We start from the raw sequence: 17,215 nt of genomic DNA, 5'->3' as shown, positions 1-17,215 counted from the left end.
TTAAACCCCTTTTGTTGAAAAAAAGAATATTTTCATTATTTCCTACTCGATTCCTCCTTTGGAAAATTTAGCAACAAATCCCGGTAATAGGCGTATTGCTTTTTGCGTAGCTCGATTTCTTTCGGCAGGCCTTCGGTTAGGGAATGAGTTAGCGCGTCGAATTTATCTAGTATGTCGACGATTTGGTTTTGGGTTTCAATTGGGGGAATGGGGATTATTATTTTTGCAAGGTCTCTGGCAGAAATATCAATTACTTTTGTGCCTTTTGCATATTTTCTTTTTTCATCAAAAAAAATTGCGGTTTGCGTGTAATAAGCAAAATATTTGCCAATAATTTCAGAACTTGGTTTAAATATTGAAGCGTGTCCGCCAGTAACAGCTTGCTTTTCACCTAAATAAACCAGTGCTTTGCCAACGTCTTCAAGGTTTTCGCTGGTATTGGTAATAACCACATCACCGCAATTTACTTTACTTAATTTTTTGGCTAATTCTTCTGAAACAAAAGATTGGGTTGTCTCGGTTGATAATCCGTAAAAAGTATATATTTGCCCATAATGAATAGCGGGGACACCTGTTTCTGTAAAATCTTTCTTTTGTAATCCATTGCCGCGAATAATTTCGCCAATTTCCCCCAGCGGTTTCCATTCCACCTGTGCGCCATTAAGCAGTTTTTGCAAAAAAGGAAAATCGGTGGCGTTTTTAAAGTCTAACAGTTTATCGCGATAATATTGATATTGCTTTTTGCGCAAGCCAAGCTCGCGCGTTAGCTCGCTTATTAGCTTGGTGAAAGTGTCTAGCATTCTGACAATTTCATTTTGAATCGCTAAAGATTTCTCTGGATTATTCGGCGCGGGAATGGGGATGGGGAGATTTATAATCTCACTTGCACGCAATGCCGGAATACCTGCCCCGTGTTGTTTTTGCATTAATTCGACTTGTTTTGATTTTAAAAAATAATAAATATATTTATTAGCTGCTTGTCCTGTATTTGGCAAAACCACATAGCAATGAGCATTAGCCCAGAATTTTGTATCCACAAAATTCACAAAACCTGCCGATGCCCCACCCTGACTTATAATTATTGTATTTTCAGGGTAATTAAATTTATTCGTAAAGCCTGAAAAGGTTATGCCGCCATTATAGGCAGGGTATCCCATAGTTTTGGTTGTTGTTTGAGTTAAAAATTCTTTATTTAGTTGCTCGCCTTTCCTTATTTCCGCCACCTCCCCCAGCGGCTTCCATTCCACATTTTCGCCATCTAACAGCTTTTTTAAAAACGGGTGCATTGGTTTCCTTGTTTTTATCTTTGTTTATATTTTAAACTTTTAAACCTTAGAAACTCTACCCACCCACCCCAAGTTGATAACGAAACGAAGTGCCGTTATAACCCTATTCTTTAGGAATGGAAAGAGGCTTTGCCTCTTGGAATGGTCTTCAGATTCACAACGTGAATCGAGTGAAAAATGATGTTTTTTCCATAGTTATGTTGCTAGTGATTTTTTCTCATACTAGCTAGAAAGGGGTCAGGGGGGCTTAGAATTGCGAAGACCGCCCCCCTAGACCCCTTAAACCCCTACCCCCGTCACGCCCCCAATGCAATACAGGATTAAAAAGCGTAGCTGGCTTTGGTTTGCTAATAATTCTACACGACAAACCTTAGAAAACGGGTTGATGACCTGCGAAGCAGGGAATAACCCAATAACTTTAGGAGCGAAAGCAGGCTTTGCCTGCTGTAGCGGTCTTCAGGTTGGCATAGCCAACCGAGTAAACAAAATTAAAAAATAATAATGTGATTTGTTTGTTATTTCTTGTTCTTACAATTATCCTGTCATAACATACAAGGAGTCAATATGAAATGTTCAAGTTTATTTACCAAAGTCATAAAGTTAATGGGAGTCGCTGTTTTGTTTGGAGCGATGGGCTTACACGCTGCCAAAGAGGGCGATCAATATATGGTCTTGCCAGATCCAATCCCAAATGCGCAAAATACGGTTATTGAAGTGTTTAGCTATGATTGCCCATTTTGCTTCAAATATTCCAAAATCGTGCCGACAATTGTCAAAGACTTGCCAAAAGGCGTTAAATTCAAGCCCTTTCACCTCAAAACTAAGGGCAAATACGGCGTGCAAGCTAGCGAGTTGTTTGCTGTGCTTACGATAATGGATCAAAAAAAGGGTGTGGATGTCAATAGCGATGCCTCATTGTTCCACAAAGTGGAATACGCATATTTTGATGAGTATCACGTCAAGAAAAATCGCTGGGGCAATGGCGCTGATCCCAAAGCGTTTTTGAAAACCGGGCTAGATGCGGTGGGTTTGAGCGAGGCGGAATTTGAAAAAGAAAAGTCAAACCCAGAAGTCCAAGCGCTTTTAAAAGAATGGGATAGAAGCTATGATATTGCAAAAATTCAAGGCGTTCCTGCGTTTGTCGTGAATGGAAAATATTTGATCTATACCAAATCCATCAAATCCGTGCAAGATTTGGAGCAAATTATCAACGATTTGCTAAAAAAATAAAGGATTTGTGATGATAAAAAAATTATGGAAAGAGTTTATCTCTTCCCCTATCCTTACGATTGCAAAATGGCAGGATAGGAGATTTTTATGGATACTGATGGCTATCGTTACTATCGGATTGGTTTTGATTGCCCATTATTTGTTCCAAGACTATCTATATATGTTGCCTTGTGAGCAATGTGTTTATATCCGATACGCATTTTTTGTGATGGCACTCGGTGGGATTATTGCAGCATTCAAGCCACAAAATCTCATCTTGAAGCTTATCGGTTATGTGCTGGCATTTTATGGCGGGATTGCGGGGGTTATGTATTCATTGAAACTAAACAAAATCCACCACGCCGCCCATAGCACCGACCCGATGGCGATGTTTGGGGTGCAGGGTTGTTCTGCAGAGCCTAGCTTTCCTTTTGGCTTGCCTTTGGACAAATGGTTTCCAGACTGGTTTTTGCCTACAGGTGATTGTGGATTTGATAATCCAATGGTCCCTGATGGTGTGGTCTTAGAAGGCGTGAGGAAAGCGATGGTGGATTTTTATTCTGATGGGTGGTATCTTATCCCCTCAGAGCATTTTATGAATATGGCGCAGGCGTGTTTGTTGGGATATGCGGTTTGCTTGATTATTTTGGCAGTGATGGCAGGTTCTCATATCTATAGGTTTTTTAGAAAAAGTTCTATTTAAAGGAGGAAAAAATGAAATTAAGTAAAGTTTTGTCAAATATTTTGTTAGCTGGCTGTATTGGGGTGATGATCCCCAGTGTTGCTTTGGCGATTGGCGGGGCGAGTGGTCCTAAGACGGATTATGTCAAGCAAGGTCAGATTGGTGAAGTGGTGATGAATCCCTATGGTATCGCCCCGCTCACAGCTATCATCAAAAATGGTGGCTATGTTTTAGAAAATGTCAAAGTCAGTATCGAGCCAAAAAAAGGCGGGCAAGTGGTGGCGTATTCGGTTGCGCCCAAACATCTAAGAACTCACGGGGGAATCCCTGTTTTTGGGCTTTATCCTGATTATATCAACAAGGTCAATGTAGAATACGACAGGGTTTATAAGGGCAAAAAACAACATTTCAAAGAAACCTATACGATGTATGCCCCGCCTTTGTATGCGGAAGTTACGGGCTTGCCTTTGCAAAAGGGTGTGATGTTTAGCTCTATTAGTGTCAAAAAAGTCGCCCCCGAGTTCAAAGATAGATTGTATTTTGTCAATAATATCGCTGAAAAAAGCGGTCAAGGCACACGTGTGGTTTGGAACAACCCAACAGGTGGGGCGTTGGAGTGGAATTATTATCCCCAAAACTTTATCATCGATACCAAAGGCGAAGTGCGATGGTATATGTTTGCTACCCCGATTTATAACCTCAAAACCATTTATCGTGCTGGCGTGATGATGGGATTCAAACAAAACAACGATGGGGCAATGAGCTGGGGCTATGGGCAACGATATGCCAAATACGATATTTTAGGTAGAGAGATTTTCAATCGTGAATTGCCCGGAAGCTACAATGACTTTTCGCATTTTATGGATAATGCTTCCAATGGGCATTATTTCTTGAGGGCTGCGAATGCCAACTACAAACGAGATGATGGCAAAAATGTTCGCACCGTGCGTGATGTTATCGTTGAAGTCGATGAAAATGGCAATGCGGTTGATGACTGGCGTTTGTATGATATTTTAGATCCTTACCGCGATGTGGTGCTAAAAGTGCTTGATCAAGGTGCGGTTTGCTTGAATATCGATAATTCACAAGCAGGCCATACCCTCACCAAAGAAGAATTAGCTGCCCTAGATAGTTCGGATAAATTTGGCGATATTGTCGGCACAGGTGCGGGGCGCAATTGGGCGCACGTCAATAGTGTTGATTATGATGATGCCGATGATTCTATTATTATCAGCTCAAGACACCAAAGTGCTGTGGTAAAAATCGGGCGGGACAAAAAGGTCAAATGGATACTTTCAAGTCCTGAGGGCTGGGGCAAGAATTTTCAAGACAAAATCCTCACCCCTGTAGATAAAAATGGCAAACCCATCAAATGCGAAAATAGCAAATGTGCGGGCGATTTTGATTGGACTTGGACACAGCATACCGCTTTTAAAATCGATTCAAAATCCAAGGGCAATATCTTATACCTATCGGTTTTTGACAATGGCGATTCTCGAGGGATGGAACAACCATTATTCCCCGGAGACAAATATTCTCGAGCTGTGATTTATAAAATCGATCAAAACAAAAAAACCGTCGAGCAAGTCTGGGAATATGGCAAAAAACGAGGGCATCAATGGTATAGCCCTGTAACGAGTCTTGTGGAATTTCAGCCGGATAAAAATTCCGTGATGGTGTATTCTGCGACAGCGGGTTCAGAGTTTGACCTCAAAACCGGAGCGTTTTTGTCCGCCCCAAGCCCTTATATCAACGAGTTCCGCTGGAATCCAAAATCTAGCGCACCCGAAGCTGAACCTGCTGTAGAGATCCAAATCCACGATGCGCAGGGCTATCAAGCGTTTCCATTTAGTCTGATAAAAGCCTTTAGTAAATAAGCACAAAAGGAGGGGGAATGAAAAAGTTTTTTTTACTTGTCTTGGTTGTTTGCTTGGGGGCTAAGGAGTATTATCCTATCGGTCCCTCTGTAACCGGTGCGGCCGCAGGTAGCACGGTGGCAAAGGGGACGATAATACTCCAGCTAGAGTCTGTGAGCGCAAAGATAAAAAACAACCAAGCAGGGATCGATGTGCAAAAGGAAGTCTTTATCCCAAAAATTAGGGTCGGCTTAGGGGAGGGCTGGGATGTGCGCTGGCAAACACCATTTTTGTTTAACACCATTTATCAAGCGCCCAGAAATAAAAGCGTGAGAGGTCCTACGGATTCTCTTTTGCTTTTTCATAAGCAATTTGTTCTTGAAACGGAGGGGTATTTTTTGGGGATTGGGACAGATTATATCGTCTCTATTCCCACAGATGGCTCGCTCGCTACGGGAAATGGGGCGTTTGGAGCGGGCATTGGTTTGGGTGCAAGCTGGAGATTTCAGTCGATGGGGGTTGATTTTGATATGGCAGTGATTGGCTATGCTAGAGGCAGGCTTTATGAAGAATCGCCTTGGTTTTATATCAAAACCCGATACGCTTATGCGTTATCAAGATACTTTGATGTGGGTGCTGAGCTGAACTGGGATTATCGCAATGATTATTATGCTTCTAATCTCAAGCAAGGCTATCACACGCTTTATATCGGTCCAATGGTGGGGCTAAAAGTCCCTTCTTGGAAGAATTTTTCGATTGGTTTGGTGACGTATTATGCAGCGTATGAAAAATACAATGTCGAGATACCTAGTGGTGAGAAAACCGAACGCTTTCGTTTTGTCGTGCGAGCAAATCTATTTTTCTAAGCTTTTGAAATCGGTTTTTAAGACATACCCGATATTGAAAACATTTTGGATGAGACCATCTCCAATTTGTTTTTTCAACCGCAATAACGCCATCCGAATCGCATTAACATTGGTTTCTTCATCATATGCATATGCGCTGATGGTTTCATAGGATACGACATTGTTTTTGTTGTAATAAAGCAACCAAAAAATCTTATGGAGTTTGCTAGATAAAAATAACTCTTGATTATTTTTCATAATAGTTTGGCTTTGTGTGTCAATGACAATCTGGGGTGAAAGCTCGATTTTGGTGTTTTTGACGATTTTGCGTTGTGAAAAAATAATCAAATGCGTTTGGAGTTCTATGAGGCTGATGGGTTTTCGCATATACGCATACGCGCCTTCTTTGACGCTTTTGATGATATTATCATCGGTGTCATAGGAAGTGATGATGATAAATTCTTGGGCTTGGTTGATGGATAAAATCGCATCAATCATCTCAAAACCATTGAGTTTGGGGAGATTGATATCAGTGATGATGATGTCAAAAAAATGTTCTTTATAGATTGCCAAACCCTCCTCGCCATCAGAGGCGCAAAGGAATCGCTTGCAGTAGGGCTTGAGGCTTTGCTCCATCGCACTGAGTGCGATTTTGTCATCTTCGACCAATAGACAAGAGAGATTGCTAAGGAGTTTAAGCGTCTGGATATGCATCGGTTTTTGCTCCTGTGAGGTGTTTTTGAAAGCTGAATTTAAAAATAGTCGGGTGCTTGAATGAGAGGATTTCAAGATCGCCTTGGAGTTTTTCTAATGCCATTTTTTTGGAAAAATACAAGCCAAATCCTGTCCCATAGGCTTTTTTGGAAGTTTGGATTTTGTTAAAAATACAATCTTTAAACCCATTATCAATCCCAATCCCCTCATCTTGGACCATCACTTCGATGGTGTTACCGATTTCGTTTGTGGTGATAGTGATTTGATTATTTGTGGCGGGGTTTTGGGCTTTGGCTTCGATAATAGCGTCCTTTGCGTTTTGGATGAGGACAAAAAGGATTTGCTGGATGTAGGTTTCAAAAGAAACCACCCGAATATCCTTGCAAGCCTCTGTGTTGATTTGGATATTTTTGAGATTTAATTGTGGGCTTAAAATCTCAATGATGTCTTCGATACAACCAAGCAAACTAAAGTCCTTTACGCTGGTATCGTAGCGATAAAATTTCCTGAATGTCTCGATCGTATTTTCTAAGATACCAAGGGATTTTTTGCATAGCAATAGATTTTGCACGAGGGTTTTTTCGTCCAGAGTTTTGTTTTGTTGTGCTAAAAGCATACTTTCAGTCAGCAAGGAAAGGGAATTGATGGGTTGTCTGAGTTGGTGGTTGATCATCCCGATATTTTCTCCCATCTCAATGAGTTTTGAGCGATAAAAAAGCAAATGCTCATATTCTTTGCATTTCAAATCCACCTTGCGACGCAAAAACTCATAACAGGTATTGGTAAAAATCACCAAAAGCACAAAGCACAAGAAAAAGAATCCCCCCTCAATCGTGATGGGTTTGAGGCTACTTTGGAGTATTTTTTTGGAATCAAGGGCGACACCGATATTCCAATCAAATCGCTTGAGGCGTGAAAGCGTGATGGAATATTGCTTGAAAGCGATGGCGTGGTCTTCTTGGATTTTTTTGTGATCTAATGTTTTTAAAAATGCTTGCAAATCCTTTTGGAATGCGCTTGTTTCAGGGTGCGTAATGACTTTGAGATCATCATTGACGATGAAAAAATACGCATTAGGATGGGGCAGGGATTCGATATGATCAAACAAGGATTTGACCCTTGTAACCCCACAGAAAACGCCATTAACACGATTGGCAAATGCGATAGGGATACACATATTGATGGTTTGGTCTTTCAAAAATCTATGGGATTCTAGCATCGTGATGGTTATGGTTTGGAGTTGGTGGGTTTTTTTAAACCATTCTTGATTGAAAATCTCCTCTCGCCTCATCGTATAGGGATATTTTTTGCCATTGACATAAAATCTCCCATCATCAAGGAGCATTTGAGTAGAGTCAAATGCTCCATCAAATGCCAGAATATTAGTATCAAAAATCCTTATCCCATCGGGGTTTTTTGATAAATCAATCTTAGCGATGAGATCGGCATTTTGTCGGAGGAGCAAAACCCTCTCTAGCACCCAAGCATTTACTTTGTGCTTGATGTTAGCTATCATCAAGTTTTGGTTTTGCAAAATAAGTTCTTGCGTGGAATGCGAAATATTGTAAAAAACATTTGTCCCCACCAGCGCAAAAAACACCACAGCGGTAATCAGAACCAAATATACCTTGCGATCTTCGATTTTTTGAAGATAATCCCTGTATTGATAAACCTTTTTGACAATGTAACGAATAAATGGATGTTCCAAGCAAAACTCCTTGCCAAATCATAACATAGCAGATCATAATATAGATTGAAATGAGCTTGTTGGAAAATATTCGTAATGTTTGCTATGTTTTTTGGCGTGCTACAACGTGTTTTTTGAGATGATCAGGCTTGCGGATTTGATGGTGGTAAGCAATGCGGGGGGACAAAGGGAAAGGAGAACAAAGGGAGTGGTAAAAATAATTTAAGCCATATTCCAAGAATATTTTCAAGCTAATTAAACCAATAGCATTAAAAAATATAATCACAAAATCAAGATTTTGAAAAAATATCTTCTATGCCATAAAAGCCTTTTTCTTGCTTGATGAGCCATTCTGCAGCTCGGAGCGCCCCTTTGGCAAAGGTCAGGCGGGAGGTGGCATTGTGCGTAAGTTCGAGATATTCCCCATCAAGATAAAATCCCACCGTATGCCTGCCGGCGACATCGCCCCCGCGCAAACTCATTATAGCGATCTCATCGGGTTTTCTCTCGCCGATATTCCCATCCCTGCCAGATACCCTGACATTCCCAAGATCGAGATTTCTCGCTTTCGCACAGGTCTCCCCTAAAGAAAGTGCCGTCCCACTGGGGGCGTCTTTTTTGTGGCGGTGGTGGATTTCACAGATTTCAATATCGGCTTCTTTTAAGCCTTGTGCGAGGATAGGGAGGATTTTGTTAAGTATGGCAACCCCCTTAGACATATTGGTCGCATACAGCACAGGCACGGCGTTTGATAGCTCTTTGAGTAAATCGAGTGTTTTTTCATCAAGCCCGGTGGTCCCTGAAACGATAGGCACGGGGTTTTTTAGTGCAGTATTTAGTAGCGAGGAGGTCGCATTGGGCAAGGAAAAATCTATCACCACATCGCAGTGTCTAATAAAGCTTTCTAGGTCATTAGTAACCAGCGTATTTTCTGTGTTTTTGGGAAGCAAAAAGTCCAATTCTTTGCGGACAAACACGCTAGAGAGGCTATGATTTTGGCTATGGGCTATCTCGGTGATAAGTAGCCTGCCGATTCTCCCGGTTGCTCCAAATATACCTATTTTCAATGCTAATCCTTATTTGTGGGAATCAAGATATGTAATCGCCTCTAATGCTGCCGTCGCACCATCACCTGCAGCACAAACGACTTGCTTGGGGGCTTTGATACGGATATCTCCAGCGGCAAACAAGCCCGCTACATTGGTTTTCATCGATAAATCTACAATGACCGATCCATAGGCATCGCATTCACATAGCATTTGCCCATCATCTTGCTTGAGGATACCATTATTCACATCATAGCCCACAAATATAAAAATACCCGGGACTTGCAGTTCTTTTATCTCATCATTTTGGGTGTTTTTGATGATGACAGAAGACACGCCATTTTGATCGCCTTTGATTTCTTGGACGACATTAGGGGTGAGAAATTCGATTTTTTCATTCGCTTTGGCGTGCTCTATCGTGATAGGGGCAGCTCTAAATTCATTTCTTCGATGGATCAAATAGACTTTTTTGCACATTTTTGTCAAAAAAATAGCTTCTTCAAGAGCAGTATCCCCGCCACCAAGAACAGCGACTTCTTTGTTTTTGTAAAAAAATCCATCGCAGGTCGCACACGTGCTCACCCCTCTGCCCCAAAACTCACTTTCCCCTGTGATACCCGTTCGCTTGGGGCGTCCGCCTGTTGTGATGATGACGCTTTTTGCTGGCATTATATTGCCGTCATTGGTATGGATATTAAAAATCTCACCCTCTTTGGTTACCTTGCTGACTTCTTTCATCTCGTGTTTGAGCCCGAAGCGGAAGCATTGTTCTTGCCAAGGTTGCATAAAATCAAGCCCGCTGATGACTTCTTTGACACCAGGATAGTTTTCGATTTCACTACTCCCAGTGATCTGCCCGCCCGGCATTCCTTTTTCAAACAAAACAACATTTTTAATACCGCCTCTACTCGCATAAAGCCCCGCTGACAATCCTGCTGGTCCGCCACCAATAATTGCTAAGTCAATCATCATAAACTCCTTTTGATAATTTTTTTTATTTGATAAATATAGTAATGTATGATGATAAACCGCAGGTATATGCCTGCGATGATTCTCATCGAGGCGAGTGATTTAAGAGATAGAATCGATTTTTTCTTTGAGGGCTTGTTTGGAAGTCGCACCGATGATTTGATCGATGACTTCGCCGTTTTTCATAAACAAAATCGTTGGGATACTTCGGATACCAAATTTTGCCGAAAGCTCATCTTGTTCGTCGGTATTGACCTTGCAAATCGCAACTTTGCCTTGATATTCTTCAGCCAACTCGTCGATGACGGGAGCTAACATCCTGCAAGGACCGCACCAAGGCGCCCAAAAATCCACGACAGCAACACCATCTTTTGTGGTAGCATCAAAATTTTCTTTGTTGAGTTCGATATATTTGCCCATAAATAATTCTCCTGATTTTCTTTTAAGATTGTGGGTGGATTATACAACAAAAATTATAAATTAGCGTTAGACGTCGCTTAAAATGTGATATTTTCTATGAGTTCGATTTGATCGTCTTTGATGATGAGCGCATCGATACAATACCTTGTTTTTGGGTCGTGCTGGAGCAAGAAAAAATCAATGGTTTTTGTGATTTTGAGGAGTTTTTTTGGCGTGATCGCATAGATGGGTTCAAATCCCTTGCCACTTTTGACTTCGACAAAATGGAGGGTTTTGTTTTTGAGGGCGATAATATCGATTTCGCCGTATTTGCAGAAAAAATTCCTTGTAATGATTTCAAAATCATTGTTTTTTAGGTAGGAACAAGCCAAATCTTCGGCTTGAAAGCCCTTTTTTCTACTCATCTTCGATTCTTATGATATAGGGTTTTTCGATAATCGAATCGAGCTTTTGGAGTTGTGCGATGGTGTTTTTGATGGCACGTTCGGTGGTGGTATGCGTGGAAAAAAGGATTTTTGCGATGTTTTTGTGCTTGATTTCTTTTTGCAAAAGCGTGCCGATGGAAATGTTGTTTTGCGTGAGGATAGAAGCGATTTGGGCAAGAACGCCGGATTTATCATCAACTGAAAGCCTGAAATAATAACGGCTTTCCATAGCATCTTTTGGCTTGAGACTCACTTGCGGGGATTTTTCAAATCCCAACATCAAGGAGCTTTTGCCCCTTGCGATTTCAATAAGATCGCTAATAACCGCACTCGCCGTGGCATTTCCCCCCGCTCCAGCACCATAATACAGCGTCTCACCCACACGATCGCCGATCACACTGATACCATTCATCACACCATCAATCTTAGCAATCATCTTGTTTTTGTCAATCATTGCCGGATGGACACGTAGCTCGATCTGGTTATTTTGTTTTTTCGCGATGCCTAGTAGCTTGATCGCATAGCCAAATTCATTGGCAAACTCGATGTCATCGGCATTGATAGATTCGATACCCTCGATGAGAATATCTTGGGGTTTGGCATCGATCCCATAAGCCAAAGAAGCCAGTATCAAAAGCTTATGCCCGGCATCTCCCCCGCTAATATCAAGCGTCGGGTCTGCTTCGGCGTAGCCGAGTTTTTGAGCAAGATGGAGCGCGCTTTGGAAATCTTGATGGTTTTGGATCATTTGCGTGAGGATATAATTGCTCGTGCCATTCAAGATCCCGCTAAGCGATAAGATATGATTGGCGCTCAAGCCATCTTTGAGGGCTTTGATGATCGGGATACCCCCGCAAACACTCGCTTCAAAGCCGATGGGCGCATTCCCTGCGATTTGCTGGAGCTCATAGCGGTGATAAGCTAACATCGCTTTGTTTGCTGTAACGAGGGCTTTTTGGTTTGTGAGTGCTTTTTTGGCAACTTCATAGGCAGCTTCGATCCCGCCCATCAGCTCGACAACCACATCAATTTCTTTGTCATTGATAATGTCTTCTATATCCGTGCTTAGCGGGATGGTGAGATCTCGTGGCTTTTTTAGGTCTCTCACAACGCCTTTTTTGACACGGATATCCACCCCCGTGCGGGCGCAAATGATTTCTTTATTTTCTTCTAACGTTTTTATTACGCTTATTCCGACGGTCCCGACACCGATAATCCCGATATTGAGGATTTTTCCCATAGTTGCAAACCTTTTTGATAAATCATTGTTTTTTGATATTTTCATCCCAAAAAGAATTGGGAAATATTTTCATAACTATTTTAAATGGATTTAAACCGAGATTTTAACAAGATTTGATAAATTTTTTCAATGCAAAGGGGTCTAAAACGCAGAACGTAATCTTGAATACATAAGCAAAAGGTTTTTACCCCGCCCCCTTAGCAGATAAGGTGAAAAAGCGTAGCGGGCTTTGGTTTGTTAGCAATGCCACACTTACAAACCTATAAAACTGGGTTGATAACTAAGTGCAACGCACGCCGTTATAACTCGGGTGGGTGGGTCAAAATACTTTAGGAGGAGGAGCGTTAAGGTTAAGCCAACTGCTTGGCTTCACTAGCTCCGCACGGCGATTGCGATGTGCGACTTTTAAGGAGCGCCGCAATACGCCCAAAAGCAAGATTTTACATCTTGCGCAGTGGTCTTCAGATTCAATTTGCAAAACTGAATCGAGTAAAAAATGAGGCTATCGCCTGATATCTTTTGCAGTATGCAAGATTTGATATTTGGGCTTCGCCCTTTGAAGGGAAGGGGGGCTTAAATTGCGAAGTCCGCCCCCCTTTCCCCTCAAACTCCCCAACCCCCTGACCCGCCCCCTTAGTGGATAAGATGACAGGGCGTAGATTGCTTGGTTTGAAAGTGGTTTAAAATTGAAAACCTTAGAAAACGGGTTGATATTCCTGCGTTAGCAGGATATAACTCGGGTGGGTGGGTAAAAGCTCACCCCTTTAAATCCCTGCTCCCCCTGCACGCCCCCTTGAGCTAGCAGGCTGAAAGTGCGTAGCGGGCTTTGGTTTGTAGGTGGATAAGATTAAAAACCTTAGAAACTAATCTCGAACGCACAGCCTTTGGCTGGGTATGAGAGGAGAAGCGTAAAAAAAGATTATCTTTTTTAGGCTCGCACGGCGATGCGTGTATGCTCCGTTTAGGAGCATAGCAGACGCCCATACTTTAGGAGCGAAGCAAGATTTTACATCTTGCGGAGCGGTCTTCAGGTTTATTTTTGCTTTTGCAAAAGCAAAAATAAACCCATAAATAAAAGCATTATTCAAACCTTATCAACACCATACCGCTGAATTGCTCGCCTTTATAGATCTCAACCCTAAAAATCTTCCCCGCCCTATCGATGGAAAATTTTGGAATGCAATCTTTTTTTGAAATAGTAATCCCGCTTTCATTGGGCTTTTTGGATGTATCGCCCGGGATGACATACCCGATGACATTCACCCGATACCCCTCTAAGGGCAATATTTCAAAATTCTCCTTAGCTCTCAAAATACTTGGAATATCTGCGGTTATTTCTTTGCCATCGATTTTGAGTGCGATGGTTTTGAGCGAGGTATCAAACTCCATATAATCGGGATTTATCCTGCTCATCAGCTTGTTGCCGTATTTTAGCCAGATTTGATTGTTTTTGGGGAGCAACCCAATGATTTTGGCTTTTGATTCAAGCGGGATTTGGGATATTTCGACGTTTTTTGGTAGGGGGAAGTGATTTAAAACCGGTCGCAATCCATACAATGGCAAAACAATGCGATTAGCGATAATCACATCAAGTGTTTTATCATTGATGAGGCGATAAAGGTTTTTGGGCGTGAGTTCAAAATCTTTTTGGTAGGCAATCCCGATTTGATCGAGCATTCCCTCAACGGCAAGCAAATGGTAATAAACCCTTTGTTCAAGCGGGAGTTCTTTGCTGGCTTCATTGGCAAAGGCGGGCTTGTTGTTTTTGATAGCAAAATACGTGAGAGCTTTTTCCATTTCTTTATCGCCCTTTGCGGTATGGGTATCTCGGATATGGTATTGATGGATGGGTTTGAGGAGTTTTTGATTGATATGTTGGGTTATGCCGGTGAGGATTTCTTCAAGATTGCCAAACCTTGCACCATTTAATGTTTCTTGATCGATGATCGAGCAGTTTCCCCATCGGTTTGGCCCGAGCAATGGGCTTTGATATGTGGGGCGATAAAACCCGCTCCCATCGTGGAGATGGAGAATCGCATCGACTTCTTTGGCGGTGATGAGGTCTTTGATATGGCTAATGATGGGGGCTTCAGGATCATTTGGGGATAGGCTTGCAAATTTGCGATTCATATCATCATAAATCCCGCGATGATTTAAAAGCATTGAATGTTTATTTAGCACAGGGACGACCCAGACATTCCCATCAAGGATTTTGTAATGCATTAAAAACATATTCGTAGCATTAAATCCGCCGGGTTCATCGCCTTGAATCCCGCCCATCAGCAAAAGCGTGGGGGCATTAGGATTGGTTTGGATTTTGATGAGATCAAAATCAATCGGGGCGAGAGGTTTGGCAAATGCTAGGGCAAAAAATCCTGTCATAAAAAATAAATACTTACATAATAATCGTTTCAAGTGTTGCCTTTTTGTTATTTTTTGTTGGCGAATTATACCCAAAAGCGATGGAACAAAATGTGCTTTTAGATTATGGCAAATTGGTATAAAAAGGCAGGAATATGTTAGAAAAAGATATGCTCGCAACGTTTAAAAAACATTTAGGCGGTATGGATTCCCCCCAGCCCCAAGACATCCAAACACAAGGCATTACAGAAAGCCCGTTTGGCAAATCCAAAAAGATAAAAAAATTTGGCGAAGACATCAAGAGTGCGAACGAATTTATCGGGGCAGCACAGATTTTGGATATTGCCTGCGCAAAGCTCATCGCGCAATCCCAAAGAATGCTTGGTGATAACGAAATTAATGGGGCAGATTTAGAGCCACTAGAGAGGATAGTTTCTTCTGAAATGCACCAAATCATCGAGAAATGCTCCTTTATGGGGACAGAGCTTTTTGATGCCACGCTTAGTGTTATGGTGGATTCCAAAAATATTGAAATCGAAGTGAGTAACCCCTTGCCTTTGGTGCAAAATGCAGGCTATGAGGGTGTGATCGCTTATTTGGAGGACAAAAGAGCCGATCTGAAAAATGCCCTGGCTTTGGTAAGCACAAAGATATTTGACCAGAAAATTTTTGGATCTCAAACCATTGAAAACCCTGCTTATGAAAGCTTTAATGCCAAAGATTTCTTGAAAATGTTTTGAGTTTGAATTGGCAGTATTTTGGTAAAATAGCACCAATCTATAACCAAAAAAGGCTCCAACACTATGCTTCGTTTTGCCCCCTCGCCGACTGGAGATATGCATATTGGCAATCTTCGGGCAGCAATTTTTAACTACATCATCGCCAAACAACGTGGAGAAAAGTTTTTGATCCGCATTGAGGATACGGATTTTGCTAGGAATATCGATGGCAAGGACAAAGAAATCCTTGCGAGTTTGAATCTGTTTGGGCTTTTGTGGGATGAGCTTGTTTATCAAAGCCACAATTTCAAGCGCCATCAAAAATTTGCAGATGATTTAATCAAGCAAGGCAAGGCATTTTATTGCTATTGCACCAAAGAGTTTTTGGAACAAAAAAAGCAAGAGGCGCTTGAGGCGCATTTGCCTTTTCGCTACGATGATACGTGGGCAGAGATCCAAAAAAATGAGAATCCCAAGCCTGTAGTGCGGCTTTTTGGCTCAAGCGAACCCATCGCTTTTGATGATATGATCAAAGGTAGGCTAGAATTTGCACCCAATGAACTCGATAGCTTTGTTATCTTGCGTGAAGATGGTATCCCTACGTATAATTTTGCCTGTGCGTGCGATGATATGATTTATGATGTGAGCTTCATTGTCCGAGGTGAAGATCACGTCAGCAACACACCCAAACAAATCCTTATCCAGCAATCTTTGGGCTACAAAAAACATCTTGGATACGCTCATTTGCCGATTATCCTCGGGGAAAGTGGCAAGAAAATGAGTAAGCGTGATAGTGCCTCAAGCGTGGATTGGCTACTAGAACAAGGGTTTTTGCCCCAAGCGATAATCAATTATCTCATCAGTATGGGGAATCACACCCCCAAAGAAATCTTTACCCTTAAAGTTGCCATCGAATGGTTTAGCATTGAAGACATCGCAAAATCCCCAGTGAAATTTGATCTCAAACGTTTGCGTTATATCAATCGCGAACACCTCAAAACCCTCGATGAAAACGAATTTGCCCTGCTTTTAGGCACGCAAGATGTTGGCATTGGGGCATTAGGCAAGCTCTATTTGGAAGAAGCCAGCACGCTCAATGAAATCAGGGAAAAACTCAATCGCATATTTTCGCCCAAAGATATTAGCGCATTTTATGAGGGCGAGAGTTTTGAGCCAGAGTGTTTAAAGCTTTTTGAAACGCTCCAGATAATGCTCGGGCTAAGCGCGTGCTCGCAGGGGCAAGTCGAAAAAACAAACGAGGCGATTTTGGCGGATTATGAATCGTTTAAAAACGAAGCCATCACAAGAAGTGGCTTAAAGGGTAAGCAGTTTTTCAAACCCCTGCGAATCCTTTTAACAGGCGAGTCTCACGGGATAGATTTGGGTGCGATTTACCCGTATTTGCGACCCCATTTCAAAGATATTTTGCAGATCAAAGGACAAAAATGATTTTAAGCAGTATTTTGAGTGCCATCGCTTCGATTTTGCATATGCTTATCACGCTCTATATTTGGGTGGTTATCATCGCCACGCTGATTGGCTGGGTGCGCCCTGATCCTTATAATCCCATCGTGCGGATTCTTTTTGCTCTGACAGACCCGATTTATCGCAAGCTCAAGCGTTGGATTCCATTGACATATGCAGGGATTGATTTTTCTCCATTGGTGGTGATTATCATCTTGCAGTTTTTGGATATGGCATTGGTAAAGCTTTTGTTTGCCTACTCTCAAACGTTAGCATAATGGCACGATGGACG

Annotated in this window: 16 protein-coding genes; 7 read left to right on the top strand and 9 right to left on the bottom strand. The window is 41.9% G+C overall.

Translation table 11 applies throughout. The features are described from left to right. Positions 1 to 35: 35 nt before the first annotated feature. Positions 36 to 1,286 (bottom strand): restriction endonuclease subunit S, encoded by a 1,251-nt coding sequence (locus BJI48_RS03205; RefSeq protein ID WP_095331814.1) that lies wholly within the window; start codon positions 1,284 to 1,286, stop codon positions 36 to 38. Between the two features lie 564 nt (positions 1,287 to 1,850). On the opposite strand from BJI48_RS03205, the gene BJI48_RS03200 reads away from it, so the two are divergent. Genes BJI48_RS03200 through BJI48_RS03185 form a run of 4 tightly spaced genes read left to right on the top strand, consistent with a single transcriptional unit; the run spans position 1,851 to position 5,899 of the window. Next, on the top strand, positions 1,851 to 2,516 hold the full coding sequence (locus BJI48_RS03200) for a thiol:disulfide interchange protein DsbA/DsbL (RefSeq protein WP_257874365.1): 666 nt from the start codon (positions 1,851 to 1,853) through the stop codon (positions 2,514 to 2,516). Between the two features lie 10 nt (positions 2,517 to 2,526). Beyond that, entirely contained in the window at positions 2,527 to 3,198 is a 672-nt protein-coding gene (gene dsbI / locus BJI48_RS03195; RefSeq protein WP_095331812.1) for a protein-disulfide oxidoreductase DsbI, read from the top strand. Positions 3,199 to 3,209: 11 nt separating this feature from the next. Next, complete coding sequence (locus BJI48_RS03190) at positions 3,210 to 5,054, top strand: aryl-sulfate sulfotransferase (protein WP_095331810.1); 1,845 nt, start codon at positions 3,210 to 3,212, stop codon at positions 5,052 to 5,054. A gap of 17 nt (positions 5,055 to 5,071) precedes the next feature. Then, positions 5,072 to 5,899, top strand: a complete 828-nt coding sequence (locus BJI48_RS03185) for a hypothetical protein (RefSeq protein ID WP_095331808.1) — start codon at positions 5,072 to 5,074, stop codon at positions 5,897 to 5,899. On the opposite strand, the gene BJI48_RS03180 is transcribed toward BJI48_RS03185, so the two are convergent. The 8 genes from BJI48_RS03180 to BJI48_RS03140 form a co-directional block, all read right to left on the bottom strand. After that, positions 5,888 to 6,592: a response regulator transcription factor gene (locus BJI48_RS03180; RefSeq protein WP_095331806.1), complete on the bottom strand. Its 705-nt coding sequence runs from the start codon at positions 6,590 to 6,592 to the stop codon at positions 5,888 to 5,890. The genes BJI48_RS03185 and BJI48_RS03180 overlap by 12 nt on opposite strands. Then, positions 6,573 to 8,300 (bottom strand): sensor histidine kinase, encoded by a 1,728-nt coding sequence (locus BJI48_RS03175; protein WP_095331804.1) that lies wholly within the window; start codon positions 8,298 to 8,300, stop codon positions 6,573 to 6,575. Before BJI48_RS03175 ends, BJI48_RS03180 begins: the two co-directional genes overlap by 20 nt. A gap of 269 nt (positions 8,301 to 8,569) precedes the next feature. After that, the gene (gene dapB, locus BJI48_RS03170; RefSeq protein ID WP_095331802.1) at positions 8,570 to 9,346 is read right to left on the bottom strand and encodes a 4-hydroxy-tetrahydrodipicolinate reductase; all 777 of its coding nucleotides are present in this window, start codon (positions 9,344 to 9,346) and stop codon (positions 8,570 to 8,572) included. A gap of 9 nt (positions 9,347 to 9,355) precedes the next feature. Then, complete coding sequence (gene trxB, locus BJI48_RS03165; RefSeq protein WP_095331800.1) at positions 9,356 to 10,294, bottom strand: thioredoxin-disulfide reductase; 939 nt, start codon at positions 10,292 to 10,294, stop codon at positions 9,356 to 9,358. A gap of 102 nt (positions 10,295 to 10,396) precedes the next feature. Beyond that, a complete protein-coding gene (gene trxA, locus BJI48_RS03160) occupies positions 10,397 to 10,714 on the bottom strand; it encodes a thioredoxin (protein ID WP_095331798.1) in 318 nt (105 codons plus the stop codon). Between the two features lie 77 nt (positions 10,715 to 10,791). Beyond that, entirely contained in the window at positions 10,792 to 11,118 is a 327-nt protein-coding gene (locus BJI48_RS03155) for a YraN family protein (RefSeq protein WP_095331796.1), read from the bottom strand. Beyond that, on the bottom strand, positions 11,111 to 12,379 hold the full coding sequence (locus BJI48_RS03150) for a homoserine dehydrogenase (protein ID WP_095331794.1): 1,269 nt from the start codon (positions 12,377 to 12,379) through the stop codon (positions 11,111 to 11,113). The genes BJI48_RS03155 and BJI48_RS03150 overlap by 8 nt, the downstream gene beginning before the upstream one ends. Before the next feature lie 1,080 nt (positions 12,380 to 13,459). Next, positions 13,460 to 14,794 (bottom strand): M99 family carboxypeptidase catalytic domain-containing protein, encoded by a 1,335-nt coding sequence (locus BJI48_RS03140; RefSeq protein WP_257874364.1) that lies wholly within the window; start codon positions 14,792 to 14,794, stop codon positions 13,460 to 13,462. 101 nt (positions 14,795 to 14,895) lie between these two features. Here BJI48_RS03140 and BJI48_RS03135 point away from each other — a divergent pair, with 101 nt between their 5' ends. From BJI48_RS03135 to BJI48_RS03125, 3 genes are all read left to right on the top strand, one after another. Further along, positions 14,896 to 15,480: a flagellar FLiS export co-chaperone gene (locus BJI48_RS03135; protein ID WP_095331790.1), complete on the top strand. Its 585-nt coding sequence runs from the start codon at positions 14,896 to 14,898 to the stop codon at positions 15,478 to 15,480. A gap of 63 nt (positions 15,481 to 15,543) precedes the next feature. Beyond that, the gene (gene gltX, locus BJI48_RS03130) at positions 15,544 to 16,908 is read left to right on the top strand and encodes a glutamate--tRNA ligase (RefSeq protein ID WP_095331788.1); all 1,365 of its coding nucleotides are present in this window, start codon (positions 15,544 to 15,546) and stop codon (positions 16,906 to 16,908) included. After that, positions 16,905 to 17,201 (top strand): YggT family protein, encoded by a 297-nt coding sequence (locus BJI48_RS03125; protein ID WP_095331786.1) that lies wholly within the window; start codon positions 16,905 to 16,907, stop codon positions 17,199 to 17,201. Before gltX ends, BJI48_RS03125 begins: the two co-directional genes overlap by 4 nt. Positions 17,202 to 17,215 lie beyond the last annotated feature (14 nt).

The sequence above is a fragment of the Helicobacter sp. 11S02596-1 genome (genome assembly GCF_002272825.1).
GTDB lineage: Bacteria > Campylobacterota > Campylobacteria > Campylobacterales > Helicobacteraceae > Helicobacter_J.
Note: the sequence above shows the minus strand (reverse complement) of the source record. Positions and strands in the feature narration are given on the sequence as shown.

Coding starts and splice junctions, on each gene's coding strand:
- trxA (WP_095331798.1), bottom strand. CDS start 10,714: ATGGGCAAATATATCGAACTCAACAAAGAAAATTTTGATGCTACCACA.
- BJI48_RS03185 (WP_095331808.1), top strand. CDS start 5,072: ATGAAAAAGTTTTTTTTACTTGTCTTGGTTGTTTGCTTGGGGGCTAAG.
- BJI48_RS03135 (WP_095331790.1), top strand. CDS start 14,896: ATGTTAGAAAAAGATATGCTCGCAACGTTTAAAAAACATTTAGGCGGT.
- BJI48_RS03125 (WP_095331786.1), top strand. CDS start 16,905: ATGATTTTAAGCAGTATTTTGAGTGCCATCGCTTCGATTTTGCATATG.
- trxB (WP_095331800.1), bottom strand. CDS start 10,294: ATGATTGACTTAGCAATTATTGGTGGCGGACCAGCAGGATTGTCAGCG.
- dsbI (WP_095331812.1), top strand. CDS start 2,527: ATGATAAAAAAATTATGGAAAGAGTTTATCTCTTCCCCTATCCTTACG.
- BJI48_RS03190 (WP_095331810.1), top strand. CDS start 3,210: ATGAAATTAAGTAAAGTTTTGTCAAATATTTTGTTAGCTGGCTGTATT.
- BJI48_RS03155 (WP_095331796.1), bottom strand. CDS start 11,118: ATGAGTAGAAAAAAGGGCTTTCAAGCCGAAGATTTGGCTTGTTCCTAC.
- BJI48_RS03180 (WP_095331806.1), bottom strand. CDS start 6,592: ATGCATATCCAGACGCTTAAACTCCTTAGCAATCTCTCTTGTCTATTG.
- BJI48_RS03150 (WP_095331794.1), bottom strand. CDS start 12,379: ATGGGAAAAATCCTCAATATCGGGATTATCGGTGTCGGGACCGTCGGA.
- BJI48_RS03205 (WP_095331814.1), bottom strand. CDS start 1,286: ATGCACCCGTTTTTAAAAAAGCTGTTAGATGGCGAAAATGTGGAATGG.
- BJI48_RS03200 (WP_257874365.1), top strand. CDS start 1,851: ATGAAATGTTCAAGTTTATTTACCAAAGTCATAAAGTTAATGGGAGTC.
- gltX (WP_095331788.1), top strand. CDS start 15,544: ATGCTTCGTTTTGCCCCCTCGCCGACTGGAGATATGCATATTGGCAAT.